We start from the raw sequence: 13,365 nt of genomic DNA, 5'->3' as shown, positions 1-13,365 counted from the left end.
AAGCGGCCCAATAACCACCTATAACCCCCAAAAACCAAGTAAAGCATCTGTTGCCATCCGACTTTTTAAACGGCCCGGGCGCTGCTACTTCTCCCCTTCCTGCCCGCCCAAATTCACAATTATTCCGAACTGGAACACCGAGTTGGAGGCCTTGAGGAACTTGCGGTGCTTGAGGCCGAAGTTGCTGCCGCTGATGAACTGGGCATCGAGCGGGCCGACGAGCTTGACGCGGGCGTAGGTGATGGGCTCGAAGAAAATGTTGTCTTCGTTGAAGGCGGGCTGGCGGTTGAGGTGGAAATCGGTGAGCGTGACGTAGCTCGCCCGCATGGCCGTGCCGTAGGTCAGGGGCCAGTCGCGGCCCAGCACGTGGTAGCTTTTCTTCTCCTTGCTCGTGTAATTGACTTGCACGAAGTACTTGTTGAGTCCCCCCTCTAAAGTACGGGTAATGCCCTCGGTTGGCGTGCGCTCGACGCGCTTGGTGCGCCCGCCGCCGTAGCCGCCGTACACCTCCAGCACCCGGTGGTCGGCGATGCGGGTGAAATAACCCAGGCCCAGCTCTGCAAAATCGTGGTCGACGGCCTCCTTTTTCTTGTTGGTGTGCAGAAACGAGGCCGAGCCCATCACGCCCAGGTGGTCAGACACGGCGTAGGCGCCCTGTATGGCCGTGTTCTGGCTCAGGTTGGTGTGCATACTGGCGCTCCATTCGCCCTTCTGGGTGAGCAGCGGCACTTGGGGCGGGGGCGGGAAATAAAGCGAGGAGCACCCGGCCAGCAAAGGCAGTAGCAGGAAAGCAGAAACCGCGCGCGGTGAAAGGGGCATGGGGCAGGCAAAAGGAACTGTCGACTGAGGGCCAAACGAACGACATCGGGTTTCGTTGCCCGGCCGGAAGCCCGGCAGTTGCGTACTGAGGGCGGGAGCCGGCCGCAGGCTGCTTCCCCGGTTACTTCAAACTTCGCATTTATGTCTGCCACTTCCTACGATGTTCTTATTATTGGCTCCGGCCAGGCTGGCACCCCTTTGGCCTACGCCCTGGCCGATGCCGGCCGCCGCGTAGGCGTTATCGAGGGGGGGCACCTGGGTGGTTCCTGCGTTAATTACGGCTGCGCACCTACTAAAATGATGTTAGCTTCGGCTCAGCGGGCTCACCTCGTTCGCACGGCCAACGAGCTAGGCATCCGGGCTCCCGAGCCGGAGGTCGATTTCGCAGCCGTAGTGGGCCGCAAAGACCGCCTGACCCAGCAGGCCCGGGCCGGCATCGAGCACAAGCTCACGCAGGTGCACTCCAACATTACACTCGTGCGCGGCTGGGCCCGGTTCACGGCCCCCAATACCCTGCACGTCGACCTGGCCGATGGGGTGGGAACGACGACGCTCACGGCCCCACTCATTTTCATCAATACCGGTACCCGGGCCGCCATACCATTGCTGCCGGGCCTCGAAGTCGCCGGTTACCTCACCAACGACACGCTGCTGCTGGGCCTGCAGGAGTTGCCCGAGCACCTTATTATTCTGGGGGGCAGCTACATCGGCGTCGAATTCGGGCAGATGTTCCGTCGCCTGGGTTCCCGCGTGACCGTCATCGAAACGTCGGCCAGCATCATGGACCACGAGGACGCCGACGTGAGCGAGCCGCTGCAAAAACTGCTGGAGCAGGAAGGCGTCGAGTTCGTGCTGGAAGCCGAAACCCGGCAGGTGTCGCGCAACGCCGAGGGCATACTTACCCTCACCGCCGACACGCCCGGCGGCGAGCGGCGCATTCGGGGCTCCCACTTGCTGATAGCCACCGGCCGGATGCCGAACACCCAGGACATGGGCCTGAAAGCAGCCGGTATCAGCACCGATGAGAAAGGATACGTGGTAGTAGATGAGCACCTGCGCACACCAGCGAAAGGCGTGTATGCCCTCGGCGACGTGAAAGGAGGCCCCCAGTTTACCCACATCAGCTACGACGACTACCGAATCGTGCGCGACTTTGTACTGCACGGCCGGTCGCGCAGCTACCACAACCGGCCCCTGCCCTACGTGGTGTTCACCGAGCCCCAGCTGGGCCGCATCGGGCTCTCGAAGGAGCAGGCCCGGGAGAAAAAGGTGCCTTTTCGGGTAAGCCGGGTACCGGCCAGCTCCATCGGCCGGGCCACCGAAACGGGCCTGACTGACGGCTTCGTGGAGGTACTCGTCGGCGACGACGACCAGCTGCTGGGGGCGGCCGTGCTTTGCGAGCAGGGTGGCGAAATCATGACGATGTTCCAGCTGGCCATCGCCGGCAAACTGCCCTACCAACAGCTGGTAGACATGGTAATTGCCCATCCCACCTGGGCCGAAGTACTCAATAATGCCTTTCAGCGGCTGGAACGCGGCTAAGCCGTCATTTTCTGACCCTCTCTTTTTAATGTCCACACCGAACCAGTAGAACATGGTGGGCAGCAGACGTTGCGCGCCCCCTTTTTCCTTCTGACTAATTCTCAACCCATGACCATATCCTGCCTGACGACCATTACGAGCAAAGAAACGCTGGCCGAAATTCCCGGCACCTGGCAAACCGCCGACTACCGCGCCATTCTGAGCGCGGCCGGCTTTGCTGATGGCGACGCCCTTTCCGACCCCGAAACCCAGGAAATGACGCTGATGGCCCTAGCCGACCTCGATCCGGCCGAAGCGGCCAGCGTGCTGCTCAACTACCGCCTTAGCGAGGAGCTGAACGAAGGCCAGATCGACCAGATTTCGCACGACATGCAGAACGACAAGATTTTCGAGGAATACCCCGAAATCAGCCTGCATCGACACCTTTTTGATGCCAACCAGCTGTTGCGCCGGGCCTACAACGGCAAATTCCCCAACGGCGAGGCCGTGCTGGTGCAGGCCACCGTCAGCTTCCCCGAGGCCAGCACCGCCCCGGCCGAACTCACGGCCGGCCTCGTGCTCCGGGCCCTGGCCCCGGCCCTCTCCGACCGCTCGCTCGTCAAGCGCCTATACGCCGCCGACCTGGCGGCCGCCACGCCCTTCACGGCGGCCGACAACATCCTTTGGGAGCTGACCGCCACGCCCGCCGATGCCCCCGCGACTTTCGCCGTGCGCTTGGTTTCGTCGGAGTATTGGCTGCATGATCTGGCCGATTCAGGCGAATTTGAGGGTGAAATCACGCTGCCCGAAACAGAGGAATAGTTGCCGGGTCGAACAACGTGTCTGACCGGCCACCCGGGCTGAACAAGCGCGGCAGCACATAAGAAAGGCCGTTGCTACTGAGCGGCCGCCTTTCTTTGCGAGATGAAAGTGGTTGTTGAAACAGACCGGCTGCTGTTGCGGGAATTGACTCACACCGATGCCGCAGGCATGTTTGCGCTAGACTCCGACCCAGAGGTACACCGGTTTCTGGGCAACCAGCCGGTACAGACGCTGGCGCAAAGCCAGGCCATCATTGAATTCGTCCGGGAGCAGTACCGCGCCAACGGCATTGGGCGGTGGGCGGTGGAACTGCGGGCTACCGGGGAATTTGTGGGCTGGGCCGGCCTGAAACTAATTCAGGAGCCTCTCAATGGGCACGTGGGGTTTCACGACGTTGGCTACCGGCTCATCCGGCAGTTCTGGGGGCAGGGTTTCGCCACGGAAGCCGCCCGGGCCAGCGTGGCCTACGGCTTCGACGTGCTGCGCTTGCCCGCACTTTACGCCACGGCCGACATGCGCAACCTGGCCTCGCGAGCGGTCTTGGTCAAGGCCGGATTACGCCATGCAGGCGAGTTCGACTACAAAGGCGTTCCGACGGCGTGGCTGGAAGCCCGCTCGCCTCACCAACAGGGCTGATACAGCTGGTGTGGCCGCTTATTTGTCGGCTGCCCGGCCGAACCGATGCGGGTAGATAACGAGCCCGACGGAGGTAAAAATTCGGCCTTCCTTGAGGTCGGCCCGCTCCGGCGAATTCAGGCTCGACCCGATGTAATCGGACGACCACGAGAAGCTGCTGGCCAGCTGGAGTTGGCCCCAGCGCATAATTCCCTGCCGGTTACTCAGGCGCACAAACACCATCGGCTCGTTGCGCGTCATGCGCCGCAGCGGCACGGGCTGGCCGTTGTTAGTCAGGAAACCGAAGCGCACCTGCGACAAGCGATAGGCCACGCCCCAGGTGCTCCAGTTGCCTTCGTGAGCCAAAAATATATCGGTGAACAACGTGTGGTAGCGGGCGGCGTAGCGCCGATATGTCGTGGTATCCGAGAGCAGCTCAGCTCTGCCCAACCGAAAGTTGCGGTGGCCTTCGCCGCGCCCGTAGCCCCCGGAGCCGCCCACCAGCCACTCGGGGCCGAGTTGACGGTACGTGCCCAGGCTCAGCTCGAACTGGCGGTTGCTAAACACAGCCGAATCCTTTTGGGTGGTGGTCAGCCCCCCGGCGGCGCGCACTACTAGGTGGTTGAGGGGCGAGTAGGCCGCCGAGCCCTCCAGCCGGCCCGACAGGTAGGCGCTGGCCGTTACTTCTGCCTCGCCTTTGGCCCGTAGCAACGGCGTGGCGGGCTGCAAAGGGACATACACCGAGCAGCTCGCCAGCAAGCCGGCACTAAGACCTGCCAGCACAGTTTTTCCGCAGATTCTTGGTCGCATGAGCCGGCGCGTATAGGTTTTAGCAGTAGCCTTTTGAATGGTGTTGTACTCCGGGGAGCCCGCGAACTTGCGGCTGGTTGCATCGCGCACGAAAAAGCCCGCCGGAAGTGCAACCGGCGGGCTTTTCAGCTTCAGGTACGACGATGTGCTATTTGGCGTAGGCCACGGCGCGCATCTCCCGGATAACCGTGATTTTAATCTGGCCGGGGTACTGCATTTCCTTCTCGATTTTCTGGGAAATCTCGTAGCTCAGCTCGGCGGCGCGTTCGTCGGTCACGTTCTCGGCGTCCACCATTACGCGCAGCTCGCGGCCGGCCTGAATAGCGAAGCACTGGTTCACGCCTTTGAAGCCGTTGGCGGTTTCTTCAAGCTGCTTGAGGCGCTTGATGTAGCTCTCCATCATCTCGCGGCGGGCACCGGGGCGCGAGCCCGAAATGGCGTCGCAGGCCTGCACGAGCGGCGAAATCATGGCCGTCATCTCCATCTCGTCGTGGTGGGCACCGATGGCATTCACCACGTCGGGGTGCTCCTTGTACTTTTTGGCCATCTCCATGCCCAAAATGGCGTGGGGCAGCTCGGGCTCCTCAGTACTTACTTTACCGATGTCGTGGAGCAGGCCGGCACGCTTGGCGTGCTTCACGTTGAGGCCCATTTCGGCGGCCATCGTGGCGCAGAGGTTGGCTACTTCGCGGCTGTGCTGGAGCAGGTTCTGGCCGTAGCTGGAGCGGAAACGCATCCGGCCCACCATTTTAATCAGCTCGGGGTGCAGGCCGTGGATGCCGAGGTCGATGATGGTTTTTTCCCCGATTTCTACGATTTCCTCATCGATGTTCTTGCGGGTTTTGGCCACAATCTCCTCGATGCGGGCGGGGTGAATCCGACCATCTTTCACCAGCAGGTGCAGGCTCAGGCGCGCCACCTCGCGGCGCACCGGGTCGAAGCCCGAGATGATGATAGCCTCCGGGGTGTCATCTACGATGATTTCAACGCCCGTAGCAGCCTCCAGGGCCCGGATGTTGCGGCCCTCACGGCCGATAATCTTGCCCTTCACGTCGTCACTTTCAATGTTGAAAATGCTGACGCAGTTCTCGATGGCATGCTCGGCGGCGGTGCGCTGAATGGTTTCGAGCACAATTTTCTTGGCGTCTTTGGTCGCCGTGAGCTTGCTCTGGGCCACCACGTCCTTGATGTAGGAGCTGGCCTGAATCTGGGCTTCGTTCTTGAGGCCTTCTACCAGCTGCTCACGGGCTTCGGCGGCGGTCAGGCCCGAAATGGTTTCGAGCTGGGTGGTGATGGCGCTGATTTTCTCAGTTAGCTGCTGGCGGATGTCGCGCAGTTCGGTTTCCACTTCCTGTTCGCGGGTTTCAAGCTTGGCCAGTTGAGCTTCGAGAGTGGCTTTGCGCTTCTCGTCCTGGGCTTCGAGCTTCTCGCGCTGCTGCTGGGCCTGGGTTTCAAGGCGCTCCTTGGTGGCATCAAGTTCCTTTTCCTTGCGCTGAACCTGGTCGAGCTGCTTCTGGGTGGTCAGACTGAGCTGCTTGATGCTCTGCTCCTGCTCGACTACGCTGGCGCGGCGCTCGATCAGCTCCTGGTCGAGGGTTTGCTTCTGGCGACGGCTTTCCTGCTCGAACTCTTGCTTGAGGGTCCGAAACTTGTCTTTCGATTGTTGAATCCGCTCGTCGCGGGTGCGGGTGGCCTGGGCTTCGGCCTCAGCGAGTAGCTGCTGCGCTTTGGCTTTGGCATCACCCTCATGATCCTGCTGGGCCTTCCCGGCCAGCAGCGCCCGAGCACCACGCCAACCACGAGGGCCAGCACGGCTGCCAGAACGATATAAAGAGTTTGAGACATGAGCTTATGGGGGGGTTATGTAGAAGGGGAAAGAAACCCATAGCCTGGCAGAAACGCCAAATGCCCGCGCGGTGGCCGGGCCGTTTGCCCCGCCCCGCTCCGGGCTGTTACTTCGCGCCGAATCGGCCCCGCTGCTATAACAGCAACGGGATCAGACCAACACCGTACCCGACAGCAGCTTGTCCAAACGCGCCAGGCGCTCGGTCAGGGCCGCATCGGTCCCATCCTTTTCCGTGCTGACCTTGAGGCGGTCAGCCATGGTCGATAAGGCAATCATGGCCAGCAAATCCTGCTTGTCCTGAATGCCATACTGGTCCCGAAATTCCTTCAGCCGCTCGCTGAGCAACCGCCCCGCAATGCGCAGGCGCTCCTCGTCCTCGGGGCTTACCTTCATAGGGTAATCCCGGTCGGCGATGCGGATTTTGATGGACAGATCAGACATCAGTGGTTTCTAGCGGTAGTAGGTCGGTTTGGGTGGTGGTTACTCCCTCAAATAGGCAAGGCACTTATCTATTTCGCGGATGTATTCGTTAAGGCGAAGTTTCAGCTCGTTGACATTGGCCGCTTCTCCGGCGGCTATGGTATTGACAAGTTTAGTGATATTCTCCTGATTCTGGAAATCCTTGATTTCACGCTCCCGGTCGCGCACGTCGGCCCGGAGCTGCTCCACGGTCGTCTGGGCGTCGGCCAGCTCCTCGCGCAACTGCTGATAGGCAGACACTAAAGTGGTCACCTGCCGTTCCAGACGGTCGAGTTGGGCAAGCTGCTGGGTTGAAGCCATGCTCTTCGTTTTTCGTTGTTAGTTTTTCGTTTTTCGTCCGGCCGTGTTCTTTCAAAGTTAAGCCGGTCGGCAGTACCGACCGGCAACTAAGCGAAAAACAAAAAACCAATAACGAGAAACGAAATCAATCTACCGCCGGATAACGGCCCCGGCCTGCTGCTCGAACTGCTGAATGAAGCGGTTCATCACCTCATCAATAGCTGGCTCGGTAAGGGTTTGGGTGGCATCCTGGAGCAGGAAGCTCACGGAATAGGACTTCTTGCCTTCGCCCAGGTTGTCGCCTTCGTACACGTCGAACACGTTTACCTGGCGCAGCAGCTTCTTCTCGGCGCGGCGGGCAATCTGCTGGAGCTGGTCGAAAGTCACGGTGCGGTCTACCACCAGGCTCAGGTCGCGGCGCACTTCCGGAAACTTAGGCAGTTCGCGGGCCACGAGGGTGTTTTTGTACTTGCGCATCAGCCAATCCCAATTCAGCTCGGCGTACCAGACGGGCTGGCCCACATCGAGGCGCTTGAGCACGGCCCCCGACACGGCCCCGAGTTGAGCCACCGGCTGGTTTTGGGCCAGTAGCGTGAGGCCGCCGGCCAAGTACGGGTGCTGCACAGGTTGCGAAGCGGGTTCGGGGAAGCCCAGCGCGGCCAGCACCTGCTGCACGGCCCCGGCCAACTGGTGGAAGGCACTTTTCGCCGACTTCTGCTGCCAGGTTTCGGATGCTGAGTTGCCGGTCAGGTAAATAACGAGCTGGTTCTGCTCCTCGAATTTACCGTTGGGCAGATGGCGGTAGGTTTTGCCAAATTCGTAAAGCTTCAGGTCGCGCTGGCGGCGGTTCACGTTGTGGCGCACCACTTCGAGGCCGCTGAACAGCAGGCTGGGCCGCATCACGTTCAGTTCGGCACTGTTGAAATTAAGCAAATGTACCAGCTCGGCATTGGGCTCGCCTTCGCGCTCGAAGTACTGGGCATTGGTAATCGAGTTGGTGATGATTTCCGAAAACCCCTGCCCGCTAAGCAACCGGGCCGTATTCTGGCGGATAATTTCGGGGTCGGGATTGGGGAACTGGGCCAGGAAGGAAGCCGAGTTGTGGGGCCGCAGCGCCACGTGGTTGTAGCCGTAGATGCGCAGAATTTCCTCCATCACATCGGCCTCGCGGGTTACGTCTACCTTGTGCGGCGGTACCGACAGCATCCACTCCTCGTTGCCGACTTCGTCCGTCAACTCCTCCGAGATGAGAATATCGAGGTCTGTCAATATCTGGCGGATGCGCTCGGGGGCGATGAACTGGCCCACCAGCTTCTCGACGCGGGGCAGGCGCAGGCGTACGGCCGTGTGACCGATGGGGCTCGGATACTCATCGACGATGGGCGCGGCTACGGTGGCACCGGCCACTTCCTGGAGTAGCAGCGCTGCCCGTTTCAGCCCCGGTAGTACCATGTGGGGGTCGGTGCCGCGCTCGAAGCGGAAGGAGGCATCGGTTTTGAGCTGGTGGGTCTGGGCAGTTTTGCGCACTACGGCGGGCTGGAAATAGGCGCTTTCCAGAAATACCCGGGTCGTGCCCGCGCTTACGCCCGAGGTTTTGCCCCCAAACACGCCGGCCAGGGCCAGCGGTGTACCATTGCCATCGGCAATTACCAGGTCCTCGGCCCGCAGGGTACGTTCTACATCATCGAGCGTAACGAATTTCTCGCCCGCCGCGGCCCGCTTTACCCGTATCTGGTCGCCGGCCAGCTGGTCGGCGTCGAAGGCGTGCAGGGGCTGGCCCAGCTCGTGGAGGACGAAGTTGGTGACGTCGACCACGTTGTTGATGGGTGCCAGGCCGATGCTGCGCAGGCGGCGCTGCAACCATTCGGGCGACGGGCCGACTTGCACATTCTCCAGCAGCAGCCCGGCGTAGCGGGGAGCCGCCTCGGCATCTTCCAAGGTTACCTGAATGTTGCGGGCAGCCTCTGTGGGCGCGTGGAAGGCGTTGAGCTCGGGCAGGTGGCAGGGCTGGCGCAGCAGGGCGCGCAGCTCGCGAGCCACGCCGTAATGCGAGGCCGCGTCGGCGCGGTTGGGCGTCAGGCCGATTTCGAACACCGAGTCGGAGCCCAGGCCAAAGTAGTCGGCGGCGGGCGTACCGTTGGGCAGGTCGGTGTCGAGCACCATAATGCCGTCGTGCGACTGGCCCAGGCCAATTTCGTCCTCGGCGCAGATCATACCCTCGGAAGCGGCGCCCCGAATTTTAGACTTCTTGATTTTGAACGGTTCGCCGCTGCTGGGGTACAGCATGGCACCCTCCAGGGCTACTACCACGCGCTGGCCGGTGGCCACGTTGGGGGCGCCGCACACAATCTGGCGGGGGGTGTCGTCGCCCACGTCCACGGTGGTCAGGCTGAGCTTGTCGGCGTCGGGGTGCTTTTCGCGGGTGAGCACGGTGCCCAGCACGAGGCCGCGCAGGCCGCCGGGCACGCTCTCCAGCTCCTCAATGCCCTCTACCTCCAGCCCCGAGCCGGTGAGCAGCGCCCCGATTTCAGCGGCGGGTTTATCAGTGGGAATAAGCGTGCGGAGCCAGTCGTAGGATATCTTCATTTCAGTTGCCAGTGGTCGGTTGCCAGTTGCCGGGGTGCGATGGGCCGCCAGGTTGGTTGAGAAACAAACCGGCAACCGACCACTGGCAACTGAATTCGGGCAAAGGTACGGATTCGGGCGGGTGGCTGAAAACGGCCATCATCAGCTTGCGGCCAGCAGGTGGCCAGCTGGTTTCGGGGGCGGCCGGGGCCTTGGCAAGCTGGACTGCCAGCCGGGCCGGAAAGCTACCGGCGGCACTTGGGGAAGCGCGGGCAATCCCGTAACTTTCAACCCTCTCCCCTGCTAATCATCGTATTTCTTTTCGCTGCATCTGATGAAAAAATTACTCCTGTTGCCGGCCTTGCTGCTGGCTGGGGCAACTACCAGCCAAGCACAGAAGTTCGTGCGCAGCACGGCCCCAGCTCCGGCCACCATCTGCTACTCCCGCCCCGAGAGCATGAACACCCAGTTGCCGCTGCCCGCCGCCTATTTAGAGCAGCAGCGCGACGGCAACCGGACGGCCGCCGCCAGAATCGAAGTAACCTACACCGACTTCCCGCCCGACGCCCGGGCGGCCTTCCAGCACGCCGTCGACATCTGGCAGTCGCTGCTAATTTCGCCGGTTACCATTCGGGTACAAGCCACCTGGACAGCCCTTACTGCGGGCACACTCGGCTCGGCCGGGGCCACGGCTTACTACCAGGACATCAGCGGGGCTACCCGGAGCGGGGTCGATTACCCGGTGGCGCTGGCCGAGAAAATCAGCGGCCAGGAGCTAAACGCAGCCAGCGAGCCCGACATCAACGCCCGCTTCAACAGCACCTTCAACTGGTACTACGGCCTCGACGGCGTGGTACCGGCCGGCAAGTACGACCTCGTGACGGTGGTGCTGCACGAGCTGGGCCACGGCCTGGGCTTTATTGCCGGCACCAGATATATTGCCCCCAACGGCTCGTATGGCATCCCGCCATCTATTTTCAGCACCTACATCGAGACCCAAGCCGGCGAGCTGCTAGTTAACAATCCGGCCTACCCCAATGGGTCGGCCGCGCTGGGCAGCCAGTTCGTCAGTAATCAGCTGTACTTCAACAGCCCTTTGGCCAAGGCCGTTAATGCCGACCAGCGCCCCCGCCTCTATGCTCCAGCCACGTATTCTGCGGGTTCGAGCATTTCGCACCTCAACGAGTCCACTTACATTGCCGGCAACATCAACTCCCTGATGACGCCTCAGATTGGGGCCGCCGAGGCCATGCACAACCCCGGCCCCATCACGCTGCGCATGCTCGATGAGATGGGTTGGTTTAACACGGCCATCCGCACCACGCCGCTCCCCGATTCGGAAGTGGCCCAGGATTTTCCCGTTACGGCCACCATCGTAAGCGACGGCACGGTTACGCCCGGCTCGGTGAAGCTCAACTACGCCATCGACAATGCCGCGCCGGTAGCTGTTACGATGACCAATACCGGCGGCAACGAGTACCGGGGCGTTATTCCAAATCCGGGCCTCAACCACAAAATCAGCTACTTCATCACGGCTTCCGACAACGAAACCAAGCGTACCTACACCGCCCCGGCCACCTACCAGCCGGGTGTAGCTACGGTGGCCCGCTACTCGTTCTTTGTTGGCCCCGACGTGATAGCGCCACTCGTGCAGTACCGCGCCCCCAACTACGTGTTTGCCGATCAGCTGCCGCTGGCGCTGCGCGTACAGGCCACCGACAACCTGGGCGTGGCCAGCGTGCGGGCTGAAATTTTTGTGAATGGCGTGGCCAAGCCTACCATTACGCTTACCCGCCAGGGCACGACCAATACGTACCTGGGCTCGTTGACGGCCGCTGGAGCCGTGGCTGGCGACGTGATTACCTACCGCCTCGTGACGCGCGACATTGCCACGGTAGCCAACCAGACCCTCAGCCCCGCCACGGGCCTCTACACGGTGAATGTGGTAAGCTTCAAGGCCGCCCAGGCCAGCTATGCCAACAATTTCAACACCACTGGCTCCATTGATTTCGTGGGCGAAGGCTTCAGCATCATGCAGCCGTCCACTTTTGCCAACCCCGCCATTCATTCCGACCACCCGTACGGCAACGACTCCTCGCTCATCTACCAGTTGCTAGTACCCATCACGGTTACGAACAAGAACCAGGTGATGAGCTTCGACGAAATCGTGCTCGTGGAGCCTGGCGAGCCCAACAGCCTATTCAACACGCCCGACTTCTACGACTACGTGGTAGTGGAGGGCAGCAACGACAAGGGTGCTACCTGGCAGCCTCTGGCCGATGGCTACGACTCGCGCTTTCAAGCTGACTGGCTGGCGACCTGGAACAGCCGGGTAACGGCAGAAGGCAACTCCACGGCCCTGCCAGCCCCGAGCCTGTACGCCAATCACTCCTTCAACCTGGCCGATAAATTTGCCCAGGGCGACGAGGTGCGGCTGCGTTTCCGCCTGACCTCCGACCCCGGCGCCTTTGGCTGGGGCTGGGCCATTGATAACCTCAACATCCGCACCGTGGTAACGGGCGTGGCCTCGGAGCTGCAAGCCACCGGCGGCCTGAACGTGTACCCCAACCCTTCGGCTGGCCAGTTCCGGGTGCGGGCCAACTTCGTGCGGCCCACCAGCGGCCTCGAAGTGCTCGTGCGCAACATGCTCGGCCAGGTGGTATTCCGCCAAGCCGTACCCACCACCACCGCCCTCGACCTGCCCGTTGACCTGAGCCAACTGGCCAATGGCCTCTACCAACTCAGCCTGGGCAACGGCGCCGACGCCGCCACCCGCAAAATTCAGGTGCAGCGGTAGGTACTTTGAGCTGTAGCTATCAGTTGTTAGCCATTAGCTTTCCGTTCTTACCCACCTAACAACAAGCCGCAAAAAAGGGCGGCCCCTCCAGTTTTGGAGGGGCGCCCTTTTTTGATGATGAACCCCGTCGGCTTGATGTAGCCATCCAGCCTGCGCTAACAGCTAACAGCTAACAGCCAGGGAACTCACTTATAGGCCTTCTCGCCGGCTTCGATCTGCAGTTTGAGACGGTTGTCGGCGGGCGGAACGGGGCAGGCGAAACCGTCGGAGTAGGCGCAGTAGGGGTTGTAGGCCTCGTTGAAGTCGAGTAGCACTTCGGTGTCGGCGGCGGCGGGCAGGGGGGCATCGAGGTAGCGGCCGCCGCCGTAGCTGCCGAAGCCGTTAGTGCGGTCGGTGAAGGGCACGAACAGGGTCGTGTCCTTGCCATCGGCCTTCAGAAACAGCGTGAGCTGGTACTCCTGCTTGTCGAACAGGAACTTGGCCCGGCCCCAGCGCAGGTACTTATCGGTTTTGCCGTCGGTGAGGGGCATTTCTACGGTATCACTCGCCGAAAAGTGCTCCAACTGCGCCTCCAGACGGTAGTCGCGGTCGGGCGGATAGAACTTGAGGCTGTCGAAGGCCTGGCGCTGGTCGGCGCTCAGGGGCGAGCTTTCGGGCCGACGGAAGGCCATATTTTTGGCCGTGCGGGCTTTACGGAGCAGGGCCACGTACTGGTCCTGGCCCAGCACGAGGTCTTGCAGAAAGTAGCCAAACACGAGCAGCAGGCCCAGGCCGATGAGTAGTTTAGGATTAAGGCGCAAAGGGAAGGAAG

Annotated in this window: 11 protein-coding genes; 4 read left to right on the top strand and 7 right to left on the bottom strand. The window is 61.6% G+C overall.

From position 1 onward, the window contains the following. Nucleotides 1-84 precede the first annotated feature (84 nt). Nucleotides 85-819, bottom strand: a complete 735-nt coding sequence (locus tag CDA63_RS08345; protein WP_126546782.1) for a hypothetical protein — start codon at nucleotides 817-819, stop codon at nucleotides 85-87. Nucleotides 820-960: 141 nt separating this feature from the next. Between CDA63_RS08345 and CDA63_RS08340 the strand changes: the two genes are divergently transcribed. The 3 genes from CDA63_RS08340 to CDA63_RS08330 all read left to right on the top strand — a co-directional run bounded on the left by CDA63_RS08340 (nucleotide 961) and on the right by CDA63_RS08330 (nucleotide 3,798). After that, on the top strand, nucleotides 961-2,361 hold the full coding sequence (locus CDA63_RS08340; protein ID WP_088463993.1) for a mercuric reductase: 1,401 nt from the start codon (nucleotides 961-963) through the stop codon (nucleotides 2,359-2,361). A gap of 108 nt (nucleotides 2,362-2,469) precedes the next feature. Next, entirely contained in the window at nucleotides 2,470-3,162 is a 693-nt protein-coding gene (locus tag CDA63_RS08335; protein WP_088463992.1) for a hypothetical protein, read from the top strand. 102 nt (nucleotides 3,163-3,264) lie between these two features. Continuing rightward, nucleotides 3,265-3,798 (top strand): GNAT family N-acetyltransferase, encoded by a 534-nt coding sequence (locus CDA63_RS08330; RefSeq protein WP_088463991.1) that lies wholly within the window; start codon nucleotides 3,265-3,267, stop codon nucleotides 3,796-3,798. Nucleotides 3,799-3,816: 18 nt separating this feature from the next. Here CDA63_RS08330 and CDA63_RS08325 read toward each other — a convergent pair whose 3' ends face one another. From CDA63_RS08325 to pheT, 5 genes are all read right to left on the bottom strand, one after another. Next, nucleotides 3,817-4,560, bottom strand: coding sequence for a hypothetical protein (locus CDA63_RS08325; RefSeq protein WP_126546781.1), 744 nt, complete (start codon nucleotides 4,558-4,560; stop codon nucleotides 3,817-3,819). A 175-nt stretch (nucleotides 4,561-4,735) separates the two neighbouring features. Beyond that, the gene (rny, locus tag CDA63_RS08320) at nucleotides 4,736-6,364 is read right to left on the bottom strand and encodes a ribonuclease Y (protein ID WP_394335388.1); all 1,629 of its coding nucleotides are present in this window, start codon (nucleotides 6,362-6,364) and stop codon (nucleotides 4,736-4,738) included. A gap of 219 nt (nucleotides 6,365-6,583) precedes the next feature. Then, on the bottom strand, nucleotides 6,584-6,874 hold the full coding sequence (locus CDA63_RS08315) for a cell division protein ZapA (protein ID WP_088463989.1): 291 nt from the start codon (nucleotides 6,872-6,874) through the stop codon (nucleotides 6,584-6,586). A gap of 39 nt (nucleotides 6,875-6,913) precedes the next feature. After that, nucleotides 6,914-7,213: a hypothetical protein gene (locus CDA63_RS08310; RefSeq protein WP_088463988.1), complete on the bottom strand. Its 300-nt coding sequence runs from the start codon at nucleotides 7,211-7,213 to the stop codon at nucleotides 6,914-6,916. A gap of 129 nt (nucleotides 7,214-7,342) precedes the next feature. Beyond that, nucleotides 7,343-9,778, bottom strand: coding sequence for a phenylalanine--tRNA ligase subunit beta (gene pheT, locus CDA63_RS08305; RefSeq protein ID WP_088463987.1), 2,436 nt, complete (start codon nucleotides 9,776-9,778; stop codon nucleotides 7,343-7,345). A 313-nt stretch (nucleotides 9,779-10,091) separates the two neighbouring features. Between pheT and CDA63_RS08300 the strand changes: the two genes are divergently transcribed. Continuing rightward, entirely contained in the window at nucleotides 10,092-12,554 is a 2,463-nt protein-coding gene (locus CDA63_RS08300) for a T9SS type A sorting domain-containing protein (protein ID WP_088463986.1), read from the top strand. A 185-nt stretch (nucleotides 12,555-12,739) separates the two neighbouring features. Here the strand turns inward: CDA63_RS08300 and CDA63_RS08295 are convergent, their stop codons facing one another. Beyond that, on the bottom strand, nucleotides 12,740-13,354 hold the full coding sequence (locus CDA63_RS08295; RefSeq protein ID WP_165768243.1) for a DUF1684 domain-containing protein: 615 nt from the start codon (nucleotides 13,352-13,354) through the stop codon (nucleotides 12,740-12,742). Nucleotides 13,355-13,365: the final 11 nt, after the last annotated feature.

The sequence above is a fragment of the Hymenobacter amundsenii genome, from assembly GCF_002204745.1.
GTDB lineage: Bacteria > Bacteroidota > Bacteroidia > Cytophagales > Hymenobacteraceae > Hymenobacter > Hymenobacter amundsenii.
The sequence above is the reverse complement of the archived record's forward strand: the minus strand, read 5'-3'. Positions and strand labels throughout refer to the sequence as shown.